General features: G+C 71.4%; 15 protein-coding genes. 13 read left to right on the top strand and 2 right to left on the bottom strand.

Going from position 1 to position 21,078, the window contains the following annotated elements:
* Positions 1-328: 328 nt before the first annotated feature.
* From CSC66_RS02810 to CSC66_RS02800, 3 genes are all read left to right on the top strand, one after another.
* Positions 329-2,926 (top strand): glycoside hydrolase family 3 protein, encoded by a 2,598-nt coding sequence (locus CSC66_RS02810; protein ID WP_162375874.1) that lies wholly within the window; start codon positions 329-331, stop codon positions 2,924-2,926.
* 134 nt (positions 2,927-3,060) lie between these two features.
* Complete coding sequence (locus tag CSC66_RS02805) at positions 3,061-4,623, top strand: sodium/sugar symporter (RefSeq protein ID WP_162375873.1); 1,563 nt, start codon at positions 3,061-3,063, stop codon at positions 4,621-4,623.
* A gap of 37 nt (positions 4,624-4,660) precedes the next feature.
* The gene (locus CSC66_RS02800; RefSeq protein WP_162375872.1) at positions 4,661-5,668 is read left to right on the top strand and encodes a LacI family DNA-binding transcriptional regulator; all 1,008 of its coding nucleotides are present in this window, start codon (positions 4,661-4,663) and stop codon (positions 5,666-5,668) included.
* A 163-nt stretch (positions 5,669-5,831) separates the two neighbouring features.
* On the opposite strand, the gene CSC66_RS02795 is transcribed toward CSC66_RS02800, so the two are convergent.
* Complete coding sequence (locus CSC66_RS02795; protein WP_162375871.1) at positions 5,832-9,596, bottom strand: indolepyruvate ferredoxin oxidoreductase family protein; 3,765 nt, start codon at positions 9,594-9,596, stop codon at positions 5,832-5,834.
* A gap of 146 nt (positions 9,597-9,742) precedes the next feature.
* On the opposite strand from CSC66_RS02795, the gene CSC66_RS02790 reads away from it, so the two are divergent.
* From CSC66_RS02790 to CSC66_RS02775, 4 genes are all read left to right on the top strand, one after another.
* Positions 9,743-10,375, top strand: a complete 633-nt coding sequence (locus CSC66_RS02790; protein ID WP_162375870.1) for a tetratricopeptide repeat protein — start codon at positions 9,743-9,745, stop codon at positions 10,373-10,375.
* A 96-nt stretch (positions 10,376-10,471) separates the two neighbouring features.
* The gene (locus CSC66_RS02785; protein ID WP_162375869.1) at positions 10,472-11,176 is read left to right on the top strand and encodes a 2OG-Fe(II) oxygenase; all 705 of its coding nucleotides are present in this window, start codon (positions 10,472-10,474) and stop codon (positions 11,174-11,176) included.
* Between the two features lie 7 nt (positions 11,177-11,183).
* Positions 11,184-12,098, top strand: a complete 915-nt coding sequence (locus tag CSC66_RS02780; RefSeq protein ID WP_162375868.1) for an AEC family transporter — start codon at positions 11,184-11,186, stop codon at positions 12,096-12,098.
* Positions 12,099-12,184: 86 nt separating this feature from the next.
* On the top strand, positions 12,185-13,345 hold the full coding sequence (locus tag CSC66_RS02775) for a WD40 repeat domain-containing protein (RefSeq protein WP_162375867.1): 1,161 nt from the start codon (positions 12,185-12,187) through the stop codon (positions 13,343-13,345).
* Positions 13,346-13,515: 170 nt separating this feature from the next.
* Here CSC66_RS02775 and CSC66_RS02770 read toward each other — a convergent pair whose 3' ends face one another.
* Positions 13,516-15,000: an AAA family ATPase gene (locus CSC66_RS02770; protein WP_162375866.1), complete on the bottom strand. Its 1,485-nt coding sequence runs from the start codon at positions 14,998-15,000 to the stop codon at positions 13,516-13,518.
* A gap of 130 nt (positions 15,001-15,130) precedes the next feature.
* Between CSC66_RS02770 and CSC66_RS02765 the strand changes: the two genes are divergently transcribed.
* The 6 genes from CSC66_RS02765 (at position 15,131) to CSC66_RS02740 (ending at position 21,062) form a co-directional block, all read left to right on the top strand.
* Positions 15,131-15,763: a ParA family protein gene (locus CSC66_RS02765; protein WP_162375865.1), complete on the top strand. Its 633-nt coding sequence runs from the start codon at positions 15,131-15,133 to the stop codon at positions 15,761-15,763.
* Positions 15,764-15,803: 40 nt separating this feature from the next.
* Entirely contained in the window at positions 15,804-16,289 is a 486-nt protein-coding gene (locus tag CSC66_RS02760; RefSeq protein WP_162375864.1) for a SixA phosphatase family protein, read from the top strand.
* Positions 16,290-16,293: 4 nt separating this feature from the next.
* Entirely contained in the window at positions 16,294-16,875 is a 582-nt protein-coding gene (locus CSC66_RS02755) for a YceI family protein (RefSeq protein WP_162375863.1), read from the top strand.
* On the top strand, positions 16,872-18,851 hold the full coding sequence (locus CSC66_RS02750; protein WP_162375862.1) for a phospholipase D family protein: 1,980 nt from the start codon (positions 16,872-16,874) through the stop codon (positions 18,849-18,851). Before CSC66_RS02755 ends, CSC66_RS02750 begins: the two co-directional genes overlap by 4 nt.
* A gap of 787 nt (positions 18,852-19,638) precedes the next feature.
* Entirely contained in the window at positions 19,639-20,058 is a 420-nt protein-coding gene (locus tag CSC66_RS02745) for a hotdog fold thioesterase (RefSeq protein WP_162375861.1), read from the top strand.
* A 203-nt stretch (positions 20,059-20,261) separates the two neighbouring features.
* A complete protein-coding gene (locus CSC66_RS02740; protein ID WP_162375860.1) occupies positions 20,262-21,062 on the top strand; it encodes a lysophospholipid acyltransferase family protein in 801 nt (266 codons plus the stop codon).
* Positions 21,063-21,078 lie beyond the last annotated feature (16 nt).

Here is a 21,078-nt window from a genome sequence, read left to right as displayed (position 1 = left end):
GCTTCGGGGGTACGGGCGCCCCCGCCGCGGGCGGCTCGAGGCGCCGCAAATGGGCTGCTGCGATGCAGCAGGTCGGGCTCGCTGCCCGGTGGCCCGCCGGCGGGGCGTTGCCACCGCTCCAGCCGTGGCAATCGCCCGCCAGCGCGGCGTTTTGCGCATCGGTCCCCGGTCCGCCGCGGTGCGCGGCGCCGAAGCGGCGCGGGGGCGCGGACCGGGCGGACGGCCGCTTCGGTTGACAGCGCTGCCATTTCTGACAAGCCTCTGCGCCCGTGACTGCCGCAAGGCGCCCGGGGACGCGGGCGCTCCACCGATCGGAGGAAGACCCCGCATGAGCATCCTCGCCGGCGCGCCCGCGCCCGCCGCCCGTTTCCGCACCACCCTGGCCGCCGCGCTGGCGCTGGCCGTGCTGGCCGCCTGCAACCGCGCCCCGGCGCCGGCCGACGCGCCTGCTGCCGATGCCGCCACCCAGGCTGCGACGGGCGACGGCGCCATCCATCCGGACCAGTGGCCCGAGCTGGCCTGGCCGGTGGCGACCGACCCGGCGATCGAGAAGCGCATCGACGAACTGCTGGCGAGCATGACGCTGGAAGAGAAGGTTGGCCAGCTGATCCAGGGCGACATCGGCAGCATCACCCCCGAGGACGTGCGCAAGTACCGGCTCGGCTCGATCCTGGCCGGCGGCAGCTCCGACCCGGGCGGCAAGTACAACGCCACCCCGGCCGAATGGCTGGCCCTGTCCGACGCGTTCTGGGAAGCGTCGATGGACACCTCCGGCGGCGGCAAGGCGATCCCGGTGATCTGGGGCATCGACGCGATGCACGGCCAGAGCAATGTCGTGGGCGCGACCCTGTTCCCGCACAACGTCGGCCTGGGCGCGACCCGCAATGCGGAGCTGCTGCGCAGGATCGGCGAGATCACCGCGATGGAGACCCGCACCACCGGCATGGAGTGGGCGTTCGCGCCGACCGTGGCGGTGCCGCAGGACGTGCGCTGGGGCCGCGCCTACGAGGGCTACTCCGAGAACCCGCAGGTGGTGGCCGAGTTCGCCAAAGCGATGGTCGAAGGCCTGCAGGGCAAGCCCGGCGCGGCGGACTTCCTCGACGACCGCCACGTGATGGTCTCGGTCAAGCACTTCGTCGGCGATGGCGGCACCAGCGGCGGCCGCGACCAGGGCGACACCGTGGTCAGCGAAGCCGAACTGCGCGACGTGCACGCCGCCGGCTACAAGACCGCGATCGAGGCCGGCGCGCAGTCGGTGATGGCCTCGTTCAACAGTTTCCACGGCACCAAGATGCATGGCCACAAGCCGCTGCTGACCGACGTGCTCAAGGACCGGATGAACTTCGGCGGTTTCGTCGTCGGCGACTGGAACGGCCACGGCCAGATTCCCGGCTGCAGCAACGACAACTGCCCGGCCACGTTCACCGCCGGCCTCGACATGGCGATGGCGCCGGACAGCTGGAAGGGCATGTACGACACCACTCTGGCGGCAGCGAAGGACGGCACGCTGTCGATGGAGCGGCTGGACGACGCGGTGCGCCGGATCCTGCGGGTCAAGTTCCTGATGAAGCTGTTCGACGCGCCCAAGCCCTCGCAGCGCGCGCTGGGCGGCAAGTTCGAGTTGCTGGGCGCGCCGGAGCACCGCGAGGTCGCCCGCCAGGCCGTGCGCGAATCGCTGGTGCTGCTGAAGAACCAGGGTGGCATCCTGCCGCTGCGCGCCAACCAGCGCGTGCTGGTCGCCGGCGACGGCGCCGACAACATGAGCAAGCAGACCGGCGGCTGGACGCTCAACTGGCAGGGCACCGGCACCACCCGCGCCGACTTCCCGAACGCCAATACCATCTGGGAAGGTATCGCCGAGGCGGTCAAGGGCGCCGGCGGCCAGGCCGAGCTGGCCGTGGATGGCAAGTACAAGGCCAAGCCGGACGTGGCGGTGGTCGTGTTCGGCGAGAACCCTTATGCCGAGTTCCAGGGCGACATCCCCAACCTGCTGTTCCATCCGGGCGACGACAGCGACCTGGAGCTGATCCGCAAGCTCAAGGCCGACGGCATCCCGGTGGTGGCGGTCTTCATCAGCGGCCGCCCGCTGTGGATGAACCGCGAGATCAACGCGTCCGACGCGTTCGTGGCTGCGTGGCTGCCGGGCTCGGAAGGCGCCGGCGTCGCCGACGTGCTGCTGCGCAAGGCCGACGGCAGCGTCAACCACGACTTCAAGGGCAAGCTCAGCTTCTCCTGGCCGCGCAACGCGGTCGACGCGGCGGTCAACGCGCCCGGGTACGAGCCCCAGTTCGCATTCGGCTACGGCCTGACCTACGCCGACAAGGGCGACCTGGCGGCGCTGCCGGAAGACTCGGGCATCCAGGGCCTGCAGGCGCCGGCGGGCGTGTACTTCGCCCGCGGCCAGCTCGCCCCGGGCCTGTCGCTCAACCTGGAAGACGCCGCGGGAGCGGCGACCGCGGTCACCACCGTGCCGGCGGCGCTGGCCGACAACAGCCTGGCCGTGTCCGCGGTCGACCACGAGCGCCAGGAAGACGCGCGCCGCTTCACCTGGTCGGGCACCCAGCCGGCCAGCGTGGCGATCGTGTCCGAGCCGCCGCAGGAACTGACCCGCGAGACCAACGGCGACCTGCTGCTGGTGCTCACCCTGCGCCCGGACGCGGTGCCGGCCACCGGTTCGGTCACCGCCAGTGCCGGCGCCGGCAAGCCGCTGCCGTTGCGCGACACGCTGGCCAAGCTGCCGGCCGGGCAGTGGACGACGCTGGGCATTCCGCTCAAGTGCTTCGTCGCCGCCGGCGCCGACACCGCCAGCCTCGACACCCTGGTGAAGCTGCGCAGCGACGCGGCGGCCACGCTGTCGGTCTCGCGCGTGGCGATCGGTTCGGTCAGCGAGGCCAGCCAGATCCTGTCCTGCCCGACCGCGCAGTAGCCGCGCACGTCCGCGCCGCGCCGGGAGGGCGGCGGCGCGGACCACCCCGGGCCTGCCCTGCCGGACGCTCACAGCGCGTCCGGCGGCAGGCCATGCCCTCCGCATGACGACAGCCTGCGACCGGGAGAGGGTGGATGAAGCTGGCAACACTCGATGTGGTGATCGTGCTCGTGTACCTGGCGGGCATCTTCGCCCTGGCGCAATGGGTGTCGCGCGAGAAGGCCGGGCACCAGAAGTCGGCCACCGACTATTTCCTCGCCAGCCGCTCGCTGCCGTGGTGGGCGATCGGCGCCTCGCTAATCGCCGCCAACATCTCGGCCGAGCAGATCATCGGCATGTCCGGCTCCGGCTACGCCATCGGCCTGGCGATCGCGTCGTACGAGTGGATGGCGGCGGCGACCCTGCTGATCGTCGGCAAGTTCTTCCTGCCGATCTTCCTGCGCAACCGCATCTACACCATGCCGCAGTTCCTGGAGGAACGGTACGGCACGCGGATCCGCACGCTGATGGCGGTGTTCTGGCTGGGCCTGTACGTGTTCGTGAACCTGACCTCGATCCTGTGGCTGGGATCGATCGCGGTGAACCAGGTCACCGGCATGGACCAGATGCTGGCGCTCACCCTGCTCGGCCTGTTCGCGCTGGCCTACCAGCTGTACGGCGGCCTGAAGGCGGTGGCGCTGACCGACATCGTCCAGGTCACGCTGCTGGTGATGGGCGGCCTGCTGGTCACCGGGATCACCCTGAGCCACATCGGCGGCGGCAGCGTCGCCGGCGGCTTCACGCAGCTGTGGAACGCCCATCCCGGCCACTTCGAGATGATCCTCAGCAAGGACAACCCGTTCTACAAGGACCTGCCGGGCATCAGCGTGCTGATCGGCGGCATGTGGATCATGAATGTCAGCTACTGGGGCTTCAACCAGTACATCATCCAGCGCGCGCTGGCCGCCAAGGACATCCGCGAGGCGCAGAAGGGCGTGGTGTTCGCCGCGTTCCTAAAGCTGCTGATGCCGCTGGTGGTGGTGGTGCCCGGCATCGCCGCGGTCGTGCTGGCGCCGGACCTGGCCAAGCCCGACCAGGCCTACCCGACGATGATGGGCCTGCTGCCCAGCGGCATCCTCGGCCTGGTCTTCGCCGCGCTGGTGGCGGCGATCGTGGCCTCGCTGGCGTCCAAGATCAATTCGGTGGCTACGATCTTCACCCTGGATTTCTACGCCAAGTCCAGGCCGCAGGCCGACCAGGCCCGGCTGGTGCGGGTGGGGCGCATCGCCGCGGCGGCCTCGGTGCTGCTGGCGATCCTGACCGCGCGGCCGCTGCTGGGCAGCTTCGACCAGGCTTTCCAGTACATCCAGGAATACACCGGCTTCTTCACCCCGGGCATCGTGGTGATCTTCGTACTGGGCCTGTTCTGGAAGCGCGCCAACGAGGCCGGCGCGCTGGCCGCGGCGATCGGCTCGTTCGCGCTGTCGATCGTGCTCAAGCTGGCCTGGCCGTCGCTGCCGTTCATCGACCGCGTCGGCCTGGTGTTCCTGCTGGCGCTGGCGCTGGCGGCGGTCGTCTCGCTGGCGACGAAGCCGCAGCAGGCCGGCAGCGACCTGATCCGCACCGACGACGTCGACTATTCGACCTCGGCGGGCTTCAATGTCGCCGCGATCGGCGTGGTCGCCATCCTGGCGGCGCTGTACGCGATCTTCTGGTGAGGGCGGTGTCGGACATGGACCGGGAGGCGGGGGACTGATGCGCGTCAGGATCGAGGACGTCGCCAACCAGGCCGGCGTGTCCATGAAGACCGTGTCGCGCGTGCTCAACAACGAGCCGGGCGTGCGCGAGGCCACCCGCGCGAAGGTGCTGGAAACCGTGGCCGCGATGAACTACCGGCCCGATCCGTCCGCGCGCAGCCTGGCCGGCAACCGCTCGTACTTGGTCGCGCTGCTGTACGACAACCCGTCGCCGAACTACCTGATGGAAATACTCACCGGCGTGGTGGAGGCCTGCGAAAGCCACCACTACGGCATGGTGATGCAGCCGGTCAGCTACCACAGCCCGGACTTCCTCGACGCGATCGATTCGCTGGTCATGTCCTCGCGCCTGGATGGCCTGATCCTGACGCCGCCGCTGACCGACAGCGACGCGCTGCTGGACCGGCTGGACCAGCGCGGCGTGCCGTTCTCCTGCATCTCGCCGAAGGGCCGCGAAGGCCGCATCGGCGTGACCATGGACGAGCACGAGGCGGTGTGCGAACTGATGGCGCACCTGATCGAACTCGGCCACCGCCGCATCGGCCACGTCCGCGGCCATCCCGACCACGGTGCCAGCGAGTGGCGCATGGCCGGCTACCGCAGCGCGCTGCGCCGGGCCGGGCTGCGCTACGACCCGGCGCTGGTGGTGGACGGCGAGTTCTCGTTCGACTCCGGCCTGGCCGCCGGCCGCCAGCTGCTGGCGCTGGCCGAGCGCCCGACCGCGATCTTCGCCGCCAACGACGACATGGCCGCCGGCGTGATGCGCGCGGCCAGCGAACTGGGCCTGCGCGTGCCGCGCGACGTGTCGGTGTGTGGCTTCGACAACACGCCGATCTCGCAGCAGATCTTCCCCGCGCTGACCACCGTGCAGCAGCCCACCCGTGACATGGGCCAGGTGGCGACCGTGCAGTTGCTCAACGCGATCCGCGACCGCAGCGCCGGGCGCATGGTGCGCATGCCGTACGCGCTGCAGCTGCGGCAGTCGACCGGTCCGGTGCCGAAGTAAGGCGGGCCCGCACCCGCGGCGCGGGTGGCCATGCACGTGCCTTCGTCCAGGTAGAGCGGGGCTCGCCCCGCTGTTTCGGGGTGCATGGCATATGACCGCAGGAGCAGCGGGGAGAGCCCCGCTCTACGGGTCCAGGCCGGGACGCGGCCGGGGCATGTGGCGGTCAGGCCGCGTCGCGACCCACCACGACTACCCGCAACGGGTTGTCCCACTCGCGCAGCAGTTCCGCCTCGCGGACCTTGGCTTGCTCCAGGTGCGCTTCCTTGACGTGGCCGTAGCCGCGGATGTGCTCGGGCACGCTGGCGATCTGTGCCGCCAGGGCGATGTTGCCGGCGTCGAGCTTCGGCAGCAGGGCTTCGATGGTGGCGAAATAATCGGTGACCAGCCGGCGCTCCATGCGCCGCTCCCCGGTGCGGCCGAACGGATCGAAGGCGGTGCCGCGCAGGAACTTGAGCTTGGCCAGCCAGCGGAACGCGGTGAGCATCCACGGTCCGTACTCGCGCTTGAGCAGGCGGCCCTGTTCGTCCTTCTTCGCCAGCAGCGGCGGCGCCAGGTGGAAGCGCAGGGTGTAGTCGCCCTCGAACTGCTGTTGAAGGCGGCGCTGGAACTCGCCGCTGGTGTACAGGCGCGCGACCTCGTACTCGTCCTTGTACGCCATCAGCTTGAACGCGTAGCGGGCCACCGCCTCGGCCAGCACGGTCGAACCCGGAACCCTCGATCCTTCGGCGCCGCGGACCCTGGCCACCAGCTCGGTGTACCGGCGCGCGTAAGCCGCGTCCTGGTAGTCGGCCAGGAACTTGCCGCGGCGCGCGACCAGTTCGTCGAGGCTGCGCGACAGGCGCAGGTCGTCCAGCGGCAGCGCGGCGACCTCGCCGGTGGCCACGTCCAGCGGCGACGACGGAGCGTCGCCCTCGGCACTGCCGCTCTCGGGCAGGCCGCGCCACTCGCGCTCGGCGCGGACCGGGCGCGGCGCGCTGGTGCTGCCCCATTCGCTGCCTTCCCAGTCGCCCGGCGGCAACTGGCGCAGGCCGTCGGGCACGCGCTCGTCGGCGGTCACCGGGTTGGAGACCAGGCCCGCGGCCGCGGCCACCGCCTGCGGATCGACCGCGGCCAGGCGGCCCCAGGCGAACGCCTGCTGGTTCATCTCCACCGCCGCGCCGTTGAGCTCGATGGCGCGCATCAGCGCGGTGTGCGAGATCGGCACCAGGCCCAGCTGCCAGGCATAGCCGAGCATGAACAGGTTGGTGGCGATGGCGTCGCCCAGCAGCGCGGTGGCCAGCTGGGTGGCATCGAGCAGGCGCGGCTCGCGCCCGCCCAGGGCCAGCCTGATGCCGGCGATGATGTCGGCGGCGGGGAAGTGCAGGTCCGGGCGCATCGTAAAGGTGCCCGGCATCGCCTCGTAGGTGTTGAGCACCACTTCCGAGCGCTCCGCACGCACCTTGGACAGCGCCCAGTAGTCGTTGACCACGACCATGTCGCAGCCCAGCACCAGGTCGGCCTCGCCGGCAGCAATGCGCACGGCATGGATGTCCTCCGGCGTGCGCGCGATGCGGATGTGGGTGGTGACCGCGCCGCCCTTCTGCGCCAGTCCGGTCTGGTCGAGCACGGTCGCGCCCTTGCCCTCCAGGTGGCCGGCCATCCCCAGCAGCGCGCCGATGGTGACCACGCCGGTGCCGCCCACGCCGGTGATCAGGATGTTCCAGGGCTGTTCCAACGCCGAGCGGAACGCCGGTTCCGGCAGGTTCGCCAGGCGCCCGGCCGCCTCGGCCTTGCGCCCCTTGCGCGGCTTGCCGCCGTGCACGGTGACGAAGCTCGGGCAGAAGCCCGACACGCAGGAGTAGTCCTTGTTGCAGTTGGACTGGTCGATCTCGCGCTTGCGGCCGAACTCGGTCTCCTTCGGCAGCACCGACACGCAGAAGCTCTTCTGCCCGCAGTCGCCGCAGCCTTCGCAGACCAGGGTGTTGATCATCACCCGCTTCTGCGGGTCCTCGAGCTTGCCGCGCTTGCGCCGCCGCCGCTTCTCGGTGGCGCAGGTCTGGTCGTAGATCAGGATGCTGACGCCTTTCACCTCGCGCAGGCGCTTCTGCACCGCGTCCAGCTCGGCCCGGTCGAAGAACTCCATGCCCGACGGGAACAGCTCGCGCTTGTGCCAGCGGGCGATGTCGTCGCTGACCAGCACGATGGTGTCGATGCCCTCGGCGCGCATCTGCCAGGCGATGTCGGGCACGCTGAGCTGGCCGTCCACCGGCTGGCCGCCGGTCATGGCCACCGCGTCGTTGTAGAGGATCTTGTAGGTGATGTTGACCTTGGCCGCGACCGCCTGGCGGATCGCCAGCGAACCGCTGTGGAAATAGGTGCCGTCGCCCAGGTTCTGGAACACGTGCGGGGTGTCGGTGAACGGCGCCTGCCCCGCCCAGGTCACGCCTTCGCCGCCCATGTGGGTGAAGGTGTCGGTGGAGCGGTCCATCCAGGTGACCATGTAGTGGCAGCCGATGCCGCCCAGCGCGCGCGAACCCTCGGGCACCACCGTGGAGGTGTTGTGCGGGCAACCGGAGCAGTAGTGCGGCACGCGCGGGAAGTTGGCGCGCGGCAGCGCCATTTCCGCTTCCTTCGCGTCCATCCAGCGCAGCCGCTGCTCGATCGAATCGGTGCTGATCGAACTCGACTGCAGCAGGCGCAGGATGCGCCGGCCGATCACGCCGGCGATGGTCGCCGGGGTCAGCTCGCCGGTGGACGGCAGGATCCATTCGCCGGCCTCGTCGTACTTGCCGACGATGCTCGGGCGCCGGCCCCAGGCGTTGGGCCAGTTGTAGAACTGTTCCTTCATCTGCCGCTCGAGGAAGGCGCGCTTCTCCTCGACCACGACGATGTCCTCCAGGCCCCGGGCGAAGCCGGCGATGCCTTCCGGCTCCAGCGGCCAGGTCATGCCGACCTTGTAGACGCGGATGCCGATGTCGCGGCAGGCGCGCTCGTCCAGGCCCAGGTACTCCAGCGCCTGCAGCACGTCGAGGTAGCTCTTGCCGGTGGTGACGATGCCCAGGCGCGCGTTCGGCGCGTCCATCACCACCTTGTCGATGCCGTTGGCGCGGGCGAAGGCCTGCGCCGCGCGCACCGCGTAGCGGTGCAGGCGCATCTCCTGGTCCAGCGGCGGATCGGGCCAGCGGATGTTGAGCCCGCCCGGGGGCAGCTCGAAATCCTCGGGCAGCACGATCGTGCGCGCGAACGGATCGACCTGCACCGACGCGGACGATTCCACCGTCTCGGCGATGGTCTTGAAGCCGATCCAGCGACCGGTGTAGCGGCTCATCGCCCAGCCCACCAGGCCCAGGTCGAGGATGTCCTGCACGCCGGCCGGGTTGAGCACCGGCATCATCGCGCTGACGAACTCGTCCTCGCTGCCGTGCGGCAGGGTCGAACTGCGGCAGGCATGGTCGTCGGCGGCCAGCGCGAGTACCCCGCCGTGCTTCCAGGTGCCGGCCGCGTTGCCGTGCTTGAACACGTCGCCGCAGCGGTCCACGCCCGGGCCCTTGCCGTACCACATGGCGTAGACGCCATCGACCTTCGCGCCGGGGAACAGGTTGGTCTGCTGCGTGCCCCAGACCATGGTCGCGCCCAGGTCCTCGTTCAAACCGGGCTGGAAGCGCACCTTCGCCGCCTCCAGGTGCTTGCGCGCGCGCCAGAGCTCCAGGTCGAAGCCGCCGAGCGGGCTGCCGCGGTAGCCGCTGACGAAGCCGGCCGTGTCCAGCCCGGCGGCCGCGTCGCGCAGCTGCTGCATCAGCGGCAGCCGCACCAGCGCCTGCACGCCGCTGAGGTAGATGCGGCCGTCGCGGCGGGTGTACTTGTGCTCCAGGGTGTAGTCGCGGTCGAACGAGTCCAGCCCGGGCTGGTTGGCGGAGGCGGGCGAGGTCAGTTCGGCGGTGCTGGTCATCGTCGGGCCCTGGCGCTGGCGGGGGCGGGCCTCGCCGGCCCGGTGGCAAATGATATCAAGCGCCAATCTGTGATGGCCCGCACTCCCCGACTGTGCGCTGCGGCGGTTAGGATGCGGTGGGGAGGCTGTTGCTTCGGGGAAATGTCGTGAAGAAGTTGCGTTTTCCGCTCGCCCTCGGGCTGGCGTTGTGTTCGTTGCTGGCCCAGGGGCAATCGCTGCCGGCACCGAAGGAGTTCTATTTCGACGCCGATCCGCAGACCACGCGCGCGATCGTGGCCTTGTCCGGCGAAGGCCAGGAGGTCGTCGACCGGTTGGCCGCCACGGTTGCCCGCAGGCCGGACGACGTCGAATCGCGCGTGCAGCTGGCGCGCGTGGCGATGCAGTCCGGGCGCCTGGAGCTGGGCGACGAGCTCTACCAGGCCGCGCAGCGCAATGCCGGCAGCAACCAGCGGCTGTCGCGCGCGGTGACCTGGAACTACGGCTGGGACCTGTACCGGGCCGGCGAGCCGCAGCGCGCGCTCGAGCAGTGGCAGAAGCTGATCGGCGGCTGGCCGAGCACGCCGGGCTGGCAGCCGCCGACCCTGGCCCTGGCGCTGTGGAAGCTCGACCGCAGGGCCGAAGCGGTGGCCTGGTACGCGGCGGCGGTGCGCACCGAGCCGCAGCAGTGGAGCAGCGCCGCGAGCTATCCGCAGTTGCTGCCCGACTGGCGCGAGGAAGACCGGGCGCTGCTCGCCGAGGTCCTGGCCGCCTGGCAGGCGAATCCGCCGGCCTGGCCGTAGCGGACCGGATCCCACGCGGCGGCCGCACGCCGCCGCCGCCAGCGTGACCGTGCGAAAATGCGGTGGCGCCACGCCGGCGCCGGCGCTCCACGGCCCATGATCAGCAACGAACTCGATATCGAACCGTTCCGGGCGCGCCTGCGCGCGCACGGGCGGGTGCAGGTTCCCGGTTTCCTGCAGGACGGGGCAGCCCTCCGGCTGCACGACTGCCTCCGCGACGAGGTGCCCTGGGAGACCGCGCAGCGCACCGATGCCGAACTGGCCCCGGGCCTGCTCCGCAGCGCCAGCCCGGGGAGCGGGGAAGACGCCGCGGCGCTGCAGGCGGCGGCCGAGCGCGCGCGCCACGGGTTCGAGTTCTACTTCGACCGCTACCGCATGATCGACGCGCGCCGCGACGGGCTCGACCCGGAGCTGGTGCTGCACGCAGTGGTCGACTTCCTTAACACCCCGCCGTTCCTGGACTTCGCCCGCCACCTCACCGGCGATCCGGCGATCCGCATGGTCAGCGCGATCGCCGTGCGCTACCGCCACGGCCACTTCCTGCGCGCGCACAACGACCATGCCGGCAACGAGGACCGTGCGTACGCCTACGTGATCAACCTCAGCCGCGAGTGGCTGCCGGACTGGGGTGGCCTGCTGCAGTTCCTCGACCCGGCCGAACGGCGCGTGGTCGACACCTTCGTGCCACTGTGGAATTCGCTGAGCCTGTTCCGCGTGCCGCAGCCGCACGTGGTCAGCCTGGTGGCGCCGTGGGCCGGTTCGCCGCGCTACAGCATCACCGGCTGGTTCCGCCGCGGCTGATCCGCGCGTGGCCTGGGATGCGTTCGCCCTGATCCTGGCCATGCTCGGCCTGGGCATGGCCCTGGGCCGGACCTCGCTGTTGCCGGCCAATGCGCCGGAAACGCTCAACCTGGTCGTCCTCTATGTCTGCCTGCCCGCGGCGGTGCTGCTGTACGTGCCGGCGCTGCGCATGGAATGGGCGCTGCTGGGCGTGGCGCTGACGCCGTGGCTGCTGATGGGCGCGACCTGGTTGCTGGTGACGCTGGCCGCGCGGGCCTGGCGTTTCCGCCGCGACGAGTACGCCGTGCTGCTGCTGTGCGTGGGCCTGTCCAATTCCAGCTTCATCGGCTACCCGATGGTGCGCGCGCTGCTGGGCGAGGACGCCGTGCAGTACGCGGTAGTCTACGACCAGTTCGGCACCTTCATCCTGCTGTCGACGGTGGGGCTGTACGTCGTGGCCCGCTACAGCGGCGACGCGGCACCGACCGCGCGCGAAATCGTGCTGCGCATCGCCCGTTTCCCGCCGCCCTGGGCGCTGCTGCTGGGCCTGACGGTGATGCCGGAACAGCCGCCGGAATGGATCGCTTCGGGCCTGCGCCGGCTGGCCGAGGCGATGCTGCCGCTGGTGATGCTGGCGGTGGGGCTGTCGATCCAGCTGCGCCTGCCGCGCGACGAGGTGCGGCCGCTGGCGACCGGGCTGGCGCTCAAGCTGCTGGTGATGCCGGCACTGGCGGTGCCGATCTCGCTGGCATTCGGCATGCCCGCGATCATGCTGCGCGCCAACGTGCTCGAGTCGGCGATGCCGACCATGATCTCGGCCGCCGCGCTGGCGATGGCGCACGGCCTGGCGCCGCGGCTGGCCGCCGCGCTGGTCGGCTACGGCATCGTGCTGTGCCTGGCGACGTTGCCGGCCTGGGCCTGGCTGCTGGCACGCATCGCCTGAGGCTGCGCTCCGTGCGGCGGCGGCGCGTGGCTGCCGGCGCCGGCGCTATCCTGCAGCCCGGCGTTGCAGCCAATCCGGGGAGCGCAATGGAAGACAGGGCCGGCCGCGGGAAGCGGCGACGCACGATCCACCACGCGGCATGGCTGCTGCTGGCGCTGGCCGCCTGCGCGGGCATCGACAAGGAGTTCACCCAGGCGTTCGTCGACGCCAACCGCCGCCTGGACGAGGATGCCTGGGCGGCGGCTTACTCCCCGGAGATGGAACTGCTGGCGGTGGGCCGGGATTCGGGCCGGCTGGAACTGTGGGACGCCCGTCGTACCGACGCGCGGATCGCCGTGCAGGCGCACGCGCTGCGGACGCAGGGGCTGGCCTTCGGTCCGCGCGACGGGATCGTGATCACCCATTCGGCCAGCGGCAACGTCCGCTTCGACGACATCGTCGAGCTGGAGAACGGCCCCAAGGTCTGGGACGCGCGCAGCGGCGAACTGCTGGCCGCCTTCCGCGAGGACGACTGGCAGCCGGGCGCGGTATCGGCCACCCCGGTGCCGGGCCTGTACCTGCTGGCCAGCTACGACCAGCTGCACATCTACGACCATGCCCGTCGCGCGCTGGTCGGCGCGCCGCTGGTGCTACAGGGCGATGGCGGCATCACATCGATCGACTGGGACGCCGCTTCCGGCCTGATCGCCGCCGGCACGGACAAGGGCCTGGTGGTGCTGATGAAGCTGCACCGCGAGGCGGAGGGTGCGCGGCTGGAGGTGCTCGACCGCCACGCACCGCAGGGCCTGGGCCCGCGCAACGACCTCCTGGCGGTGATGCTGCTCGATGGCGGCACCAAGCTGGTCACGGTGCAGTACTCGCCGGCACGGGCGCAGGCGATGGCGGACGGAATTCCCGCGCTCTACCGCGGCCTGCAGCACGAGACCGTGCGCTGGGACCTGGCCACGTGGAAGCGCGAGCACGCATATGGCAGCCAGTTGGCAGGCGTGCACCAGGCGGGCTTCACCCGCGGCGAGGACTGGCTGGTGCTGGCCGGCGTGGCCGGCGGTACGGCGAAGATCGAGGGCAAGATCGAACTGGTGGACCTGCGCAGCGGCGTGTCCTGGCTGTACAAGGCCAATACCAGCCATGCCACCGCCGTGCTGCTGCCCTCGTTGCGCGAGGGCCTGATCCTGCAGAGCGGCGGCGCCACCCGCATCAAATACCTGGACCAGGGCGAGGCGGTGCCGTGGGCGCCGCGCCGCTGACCGGCCGCTTCCGCCGGCGCGGCGTTCGCCTCCCCTGCGCCGCGTAGAGCGGGGCCTGCCCCGCCGCTTTCCCTGCCTCGCGTAGAGCGGGGCCTGCCCCGCTGCTTTCCCGCCACCGCCAGCCGCCTCGAAGAACAACGGATAAGCCCGCTCACGGGCCCATGGCGCCCTCAGTCCGCCGGCACGGTCCGCTCCGCCGCCCATGCGCGCAGCGCGTCGACCTGCTCGGCCATCAGCACCGACAGCGGCCGCGTGCCGCGGACCTCGGCCATCAGCAGGTCGGTGTCCAGCGCGCGTTGCTCGGCATGGGCCGCGTACAGGCCCGAGACGATCGCCTGCTCGATCTCCGCGCCGGAGAACCCGTTCGCGGCCGCGGCCAGCGCCGGCAGCGCGAACGCGGCCGGATCCAGGCCGCGCCCGGCCAGGTGGATGCGCAGCAGCTCCACCCGCGTGTCCGGGTTCGGCAAATCGACGAAGAAGATCTCGTCGAAGCGGCCCTTGCGCAGCAGCTCGGCCGGCAGGTGCTGGACCTGGTTGGCGGTGGCGACCAGGAACACCGGCGCGCGGCGCTCGGCCATCCAGGTCAGCAGGTAGCCGAGCACGCGCCGCGACACGCCGCCGTCGCCGTCGCCGGTATCGGCCGACACGCCCTTCTCGATCTCGTCGATCCACAGCACGCACGGCGCCAGCTGCTCGGCCGAGGCCAGCGCCGCGCGCAGGTTCTGCTCGGTTTCGCCGTGGTACTTGGCGTAGAGCGTGCCGAAGTCCAGGCGCAGCAATGGCACGCCGAAGCCGCCGGCAATGGCCTTGGCCAGCAGGGATTTGCCGCAGCCCTGCACGCCCAGCAGGAGCACGCCGCGCGGCGGATCCAGCCCGGGCGGCGGGGCGCCGCCGAACGCGGCGCGGCGCTGGCCGATCCAGCGCTTGAGCCGCGCCGCGCCGGCCACGTCGTCGAAGCCGGCGGTGTCGTACTCGTAGTGCAGGTGGCCGCTGCGGTTGAGCAGTTCGAACTTCAGCCTGGCCAGCTGCGGCAGGTCGGAGGCGGTGAGCGCGCCGTCGGCATGGATCAGCTGGCGGGCGATGCGCCGCGCGTCGTGCAGGTCCAGGCCCTGCAGGTGGCGCACGATCTGGCGCACCGCGTCCTCCTCGGCCTCGACCCGGCGGCCGCCATGCTCGCGCGCATAGGCGGTGGCTTCCTCCCTGACCAGTTTCAGCAGCGCCGCCGCGTCGGGCAGGCGCGGGCTGAAGCGCACGGCCATGGCGTCCAGCCCGGACGGCAGCTCGACCTTGGCCCCGACCAGCACGACCACGTGCGGCTCGCAGCCGCGGCGCTGGACGATGTCGCGCAGCAGGCGCTGGTGGCTGGCGTAGCCCAGGTAGGGATGGAAATCGAGCAGCAGGTAGATGCCGCGCTGGTCGGCCTGGCGGATCGCGTGCAGGACCGAGCTGGCATCGGGCGGGCCTTCGGCCGCGTCCTCGCGGTCCAGGTCCATCCGGCGCAGGCCCTCGGTGATGGTCCAGCGGTGCAGGGCGCGCCAGACCTGCATCAGCGCCTGCCGGAACAGTTCCACCACCCGCTCCTCGTCGCGGGTCTCGATCACGATCAACGGGGTGTTGGCCCGGATCAGGGCGGTCAGGTCGTGCAGCTGGCTCATGGGTCGTCCGTGACGGGGGCCGGCGCACGATAGCAAGCGGCGGGCCCCGGCTCCCGGCGGATGCCGTTCCTACCGCCTCCACGGGGGCCGGTGTACCCTGCGGGAAGCCAATCCGGAGGCAGCAGCGCGCATGAAGACGATCCTGGTGGCCGGTTCCAAGGGCGGCGTGGGCAAGACCACGGTCGCCACGCACCTGGCGGCGCATTCCGCGCTGCAGGGCAGGCGCACGGTGCTGGCCGACGCCGATCCGCAAGGCTCGGCGACGCGCTGGGCCGAACGGCGCGCCGAACTGGACAGCGCCGTGCTGCCGCTCGACGCCAGCCGCCGCCGCGCCTGGCGGGCCTGGCTGCCGGAGGATGCGGAGCAGGTGGTCATCGATGCCCCGGCCGGCGCGCTGGCGGACGATCTTTCCGGATTCCTGGACCATGCCGATGCGGTGGTGGTGCCGGTGCAGCCTTCGGCGCTGGACATCGAGGCCACCGTCGCCTTCCTCAACACCCTGGCCAAGGTGCCGCGCGTCCACAACCGCAAGCTGCCGGTCGGGCTGGTGCTCAACCGCAGCAAGCCGTGGACCAATGCCAGCCAGCAGGCGCTGGAGATGCTCAAGACCTGGCCGTACCCGGTGGTGGCGCAGCTGCGCGACACCCAGGCCTACGTGGTCCTGGTCGGCCTGGGCCGCAGCCTGTTCGACTACCACTCGGCCCAGGTCCGCGAGCACCAGGCCGACTGGGAACCGCTGCTGAAATGGCTGGCCAAGGCCTGAGCGACGCCACCCACGCGAACGAAGAACCACAGGGGCCGCCATGCGAGAAGTGATCCTGCTGCGCCATGCCCACGCCGAACCGGCGTCCACCGGGCAGGCAGACATCGACCGTCCACTGTCGCCGGTCGGCCTGGCCGAGGCCGAGGCCGCCGGCCGCTGGCTGCTGGCCCAGGGCCTGCAGCCTGACCGGGTCCTGTGCTCGCCCTCGCGGCGCACGCGGGAAACACTGGAAGCGGTGCTGGCGGTGACCGGCTACGCCGAGCAGCGGCTCGAGCCGGCGATCTACGAGGCCACCCCGGGCACCCTCATCGGCCTGCTGCAGGAGCAGGGCGAGGTCGAGCGGCTGCTGCTGGTCGGCCACAACCCGGGGCTGGAGCGGCTGGTGGCCCTGCTGGATACCGGGCAGACCACCGATTACCGCGGCATGCCCCCGGCCGGCGTGGCGGTGCTCGCGCTGCCGGAACTTCCGGCGTCCGCGGCGATCGAACCCGGCCTCGGCCGTCTGACGGCGTACTGGTGGCCCTGAAGCAATGTGGAAGTTCCGGGGGTATGCGTGGCTGTTGGGCGCGACCCTGCTGTGCGCCCTGCCGTCCGGCGTGGCCCAGCCACTGGCCGGGGCGGGATTCGACGTCGAGCGCAGCTGGCTGGGCTTCGAGGTCCGGACCCGGTTCGGCCAACGGCTGATGGGCGAGTTCCCGCGCTACGAGGGCAGGGTCGAGACACTGCCCGACGGACGCCATCGCGTGCACCTGCGCGTGGCCACGGGCGAGGCGGTGATTCCCGACCGGCCGCGCTATACCAGCTGGATGCACGGGCAGAGCTTCTTCGACTCGGTGCGGTACCCGTGGATGGAGTTCGTCTCCGATCCCTACTCGCCGGCGCTGCTGCGGGAGGGCGGGCCGCTGAAGGGCCGGCTGAGCCTGCGCGGCGTGACCCGCGACGAAGAGCTCAGGGTGCTACCGGCGCCGTGCCTGCAACCGGGGCGCGACTGCGACATCCAGGTGGTCGGTGCCATCGAGCGTGCGGATTACGGCATGCGCGAGTGGCAGTTCGCGCTGACCGGCGAGGTCCGGCTCGAAGTGCGCGTGCGCCTGCGCGGGGACGGGCAGTGACCGGCTGGCTGCGCCTGTGCGCCATCGCCGCGTTGCTGCTGTCGACCACCGCCTGCGGCACGCTGGGCGCGGCCCGCAGCGACCGCGCCGCCGCCATCGCCCTGGCCGCGCGCGATGACGCGGTCGACTGCAGCCGCCCGGACCGCTGCGCGGTGCCGTCGGAGCTGCGCGGCCTGGCCGGCACCGCGTTCGCCGAGACGGCTGCGGCCGGACCGGAAGGGCCGCCGCGCCACTACGCGCTGATCCTCGACGAGGGCGGCGACGCGCTGCTGGCGCGGATCAACCTGATCCGCAGCGCGACCCGCAAGATCGACCTGCAGACCTACATCTTCGACAAGGACGACAGCGCCCGGCTGGTGCTGGACGAACTGCTGGCCGCGGCGCGGCGCGGGGTCCAGGTGCGGGTGCTGATCGACCAGCTGTCGGCGATCGCCGACCTGGAGATCCTGGCGGCGCTGTCCGGCGCCCACCGCAACCTGGAACTGCGCATCTACAACCCGACCTTCGGCGAGGCGATGCCCAGCTACTTCGATTACGCCGCCAGCGTGATCTGCTGCTTCCGGCGCTTCAACCAGCGCATGCACAACAAGCTGCTGGTGATCGACGACGCGGTGGGCATCGCCGGTGGCCGCAACTACCAGGACGACTACTTCGACTGGGACGCGGAGTACAACTTCCGCGACCGCGACGTGCTGGTGGCCGGGCCGGTGGTGCGCGAGATGGAGCGCAACTTCGCCGAGTACTGGATCGATCCGCGCAGCGTTCCGGTGGAGCGGCTGGAGGACGTGGCCGCGCTGCTGCTGGCGCGCGGGGTGCCGCCCCTGCCCGGGGTGCCCGCGCTGCGGCCGGAGCGCGTGGAGCGGATATCGCGGGCCGCGGTCGATCCGCAGCTGGTCCACGAGCGCCTGGTGTCGCGGGCGATGCCGGTGGGCCAGGTCGAGTACCTGGCGGACCTGCCGCAGAAGCACAGCGAGGGCCCGGATGGCGAAGGCGCCGGTGCGTCCGGCCTGGCAGGGCTGCTGGCCGGCGCGCAGGAGCGGATCCTGCTGCAGACGCCCTACCTGGTGCTGTCCGACAGCGCGCTGGACATCTTCCGCGGCCTGCGCGCGCGCGAGGTCCCGCCGCACGTGGTGGTGTCGACCAACAGCCTGGCGGCGACCGACAACCCGATCGTCTATGCGCTCACCTACAAGTACAAGCGCCGCAACGTGCGCGAGCTGGGCTTCGACATCTTCGAGTACAAGCCGTTCCCGGACGATCCGCCGGTCGATCCCGCGCTCGGCGGAGCGATGCCGGGCGAACCGGTCGCCCCCCAGCCGACGCCTTCCCCTGCGCGCGGCGGGTCGCCCCTGCCCGGCAGCAGCGGCAGCTTGGGCAGCGGCTCCAGCGGCAGCGCCGCCAATGCCGACGGCCAGGTCGAGGACAAGCTGCGTACCGAGACGCGCCCGTCGCTGCTGCGCACCAGCGCGCCGGCCAACCGCCCGGTGCCGGTCAGCGGCGAAGGACCGCGCATGGGCCTGCACGCCAAGTCGGTGGTAATCGACGGGCGCATCGGGGTGGTCGGCACGCACAACTTCGATCCGCGCAGCGAGACCTACAACACCGAGGCGGTGGTAGTAATCGAGGATCCGGCCTTCGCCCGCGCGCTGGCCGACAGCATCCGCCGCGACATCGCGCCGGGCAATTCGTGGACGGTGGCGCCGCGGGAGAAGCCGCCGGTGCTGTCGGGCCTGAACTACAGCATGGGCAAGGTGCTGGAGGCCTCGCCGGTGCTGGACTTGTGGCCATGGCGGTATGCGACCAACTACGAGTTCCAGCCCGGTCCCGAGTGCCCGGCGCCCGTGCCCAGGCGCGACCCGGCGTTCCACCGCTGCTACCTGCCGGTCGGCGACTTCCCCGAGGTCAGCCTTGGCCCGAAGTCGATCTTCACCCGCATGCTCACCGCCTTCGGCGCGGGCCTGGTGCCGATCCTCTGATCGTTGCGCAGCGGTGTCCGCCGTACCTGCGGTCTCGCTGCGGGCAATAGCGTTGCGGACGGCGAGGGCGGCTTGCGCGGAGACGGGCGCGGCACGCGGCGTGGACGCGGCTGCAAGGTGTGCTCGTCGCTTCTAGCGGGCCGATTCGCGGTTGGTGTCGACGGCAAACCGCAAAAACCCAGCCGCAAGCAGCAGGAGCAGGAGCAGTCGGCTCCGGGCTGAGCCGCGGCAGGCCAGGGGTATCGCGGTCGGCACGACGGCACATCCCTGTGCCGACGCGCCAACGCGGACATCCCTGTCCGCTGCCGCGATACCCCTGGCCCGCCACGTCTTCGGGGGGCTTCGGGGTCGTGGCTTCGTTCAACGGCCAGGCAGGTCGATGGCCGTTTCATTGGGAATTCTCGCCTCCAGGCGCCGCGCACGACCGCTGCAGGCTTTGACGAGCGAAGCCACGACCTCGCCGCCGCCCGAGGACGTCGGGCCATGGGGGCATGGCGCAAGTGGCACAGGGACGTGCCACGGCCGCGCGTACGGACAGGGATGTCCGTCCGCGCGGTAAGCCATGCCCCCATGGCCCGGCGGCCCCCACCGAAGCCGATGCTCCCGCCGTGGACCTTGCGGGCAGCTTCCGCGAGAAACACGCTTCACCCAGGGGCAAACCCTCCGAGGTTCCGGAACCTGGCCGGTCCGCAGCGGCCCAATGCCCGCCAGGGTTCGAGCCTGGAATCCATCCCGCAGCCGCGATCCACGGCGATAATCTCCGCCAACCCGCAAAGCGATCCCGGCCATGGTCTTCCGTGCCCCCGTTTCCATCGACGCCCTCAACGCGCTCAGCCGCGGCACCCTGATCGAGCACCTGGGCATCGTCTTCACCGAGGCTGGCGAGGACTGGGTCCGGGCGACCATGCCGGTCGACCCGCGCACGCGCCAGCCCTACGGACTGCTGCATGGCGGCGCGTCGGTGGTGCTGGCCGAGACGCTCGGCAGCAGCGCCGGCAACCTGTGCCTGGACACGCGCGAGCAGATGGCGGTGGGGCTGGAGATCAACGCCAACCACCTGCGCGCGGTGCGCGAGGGCACGGTCACCGGCACGGCCCGGGCCGTGCACGTGGGCCGCACGACCCAGGTCTGGGACATCCGCATCGAGGACGCACGCGGGCGCCCGGTCTGCGTCTCGCGCCTGACCCTGGCGGTGGTGCCGGTATAGGCGCCGTTCCCCCGGGCGACCCGATGCCGATGGACAGGCGACGCCCCGGTGATCCCGGCGCCCGCGCCGCCCATGAACGGGCGCCCGCAAGCACGATCTTTCACCTTTGACGCGCGCGGCGGCGCATTCCGCGTCCCTGGCGGGCCATGTCGCACCGCGGCGCCGTATCCACGACGCGGCCGGCCGCGGTATCGTGCGCGTCCATGGACCACGCCCCCACGCGTGCCGCCCGGCGAACCGCCGGGGGCCTCGCACGCACCTTCCGCTACCTCTACCGCGTCCCGCTGCTGCTGCTTCACCTGCTGCTGCCGCTGCCGCTGACCCTGCTGTGCCTGGCGCCGCCGCTCTCGCGCATCGGCTGGGGCCCGGAGACGCTGGGTGACCGCGCCGTGCGCGCCTGGTCGGCGGGCCTGCTGTGGATCTTCGGCTTCCGCCTGCGCCGCTTCGGCACGCCGCTGCCGGGCGCGACCCTGTTCGTCGCCAACCACGTCAGCTGGATCGACATCGAGACCCTGCACAGCCAGCGGATGATGGGCTTCGTGGCCAAGCGCGAGATCGCCGGCTGGCCGCTGGTGGGCTGGCTGGCCGCCCAGGGGCAGACGATCTTCCACCATCGCGGCAGCACCGATTCGCTGCAGGAGGTGCTCGGGCAGATGGTCGAGCGCCTGCGCCAGGGCCGCTCGGTCGGCGTGTTCCCGGAAGGGCGCACCCGCGGCGGGGAGGAGGTCGGCCCGTTCCACGCGCGGATCTTCCTGGCAGCGGTGGAGGCGCAGGTGCCGGTGCAGCCGGTGGCGCTGCGCTACGGCGAGCGCGGCGACGCGCAGACGCTGGTCGCGTTCGGCCCGCGCGAGAGCTTCCTGGCCAATTTCCTGCGCCTGCTTGGCGAGCGCCCGCGCGCGGCCGAGGTGCATTTCCTGGCGCCGATCCCGCCGGGAGGGGTCGACGGCCGCCGCCGCATCGCCGACCTGGCCCGCGAACGGATCGTGGCGGCGATGGAAAGCTGAGGCGCGCCGACACACT

It is taken from the genome of Pseudoxanthomonas kaohsiungensis (assembly GCF_010211765.1).
GTDB classification, from domain to species: domain Bacteria; phylum Pseudomonadota; class Gammaproteobacteria; order Xanthomonadales; family Xanthomonadaceae; genus Pseudoxanthomonas; species Pseudoxanthomonas kaohsiungensis.
This window is presented reverse-complemented; position numbering and strand designations above follow the sequence as displayed.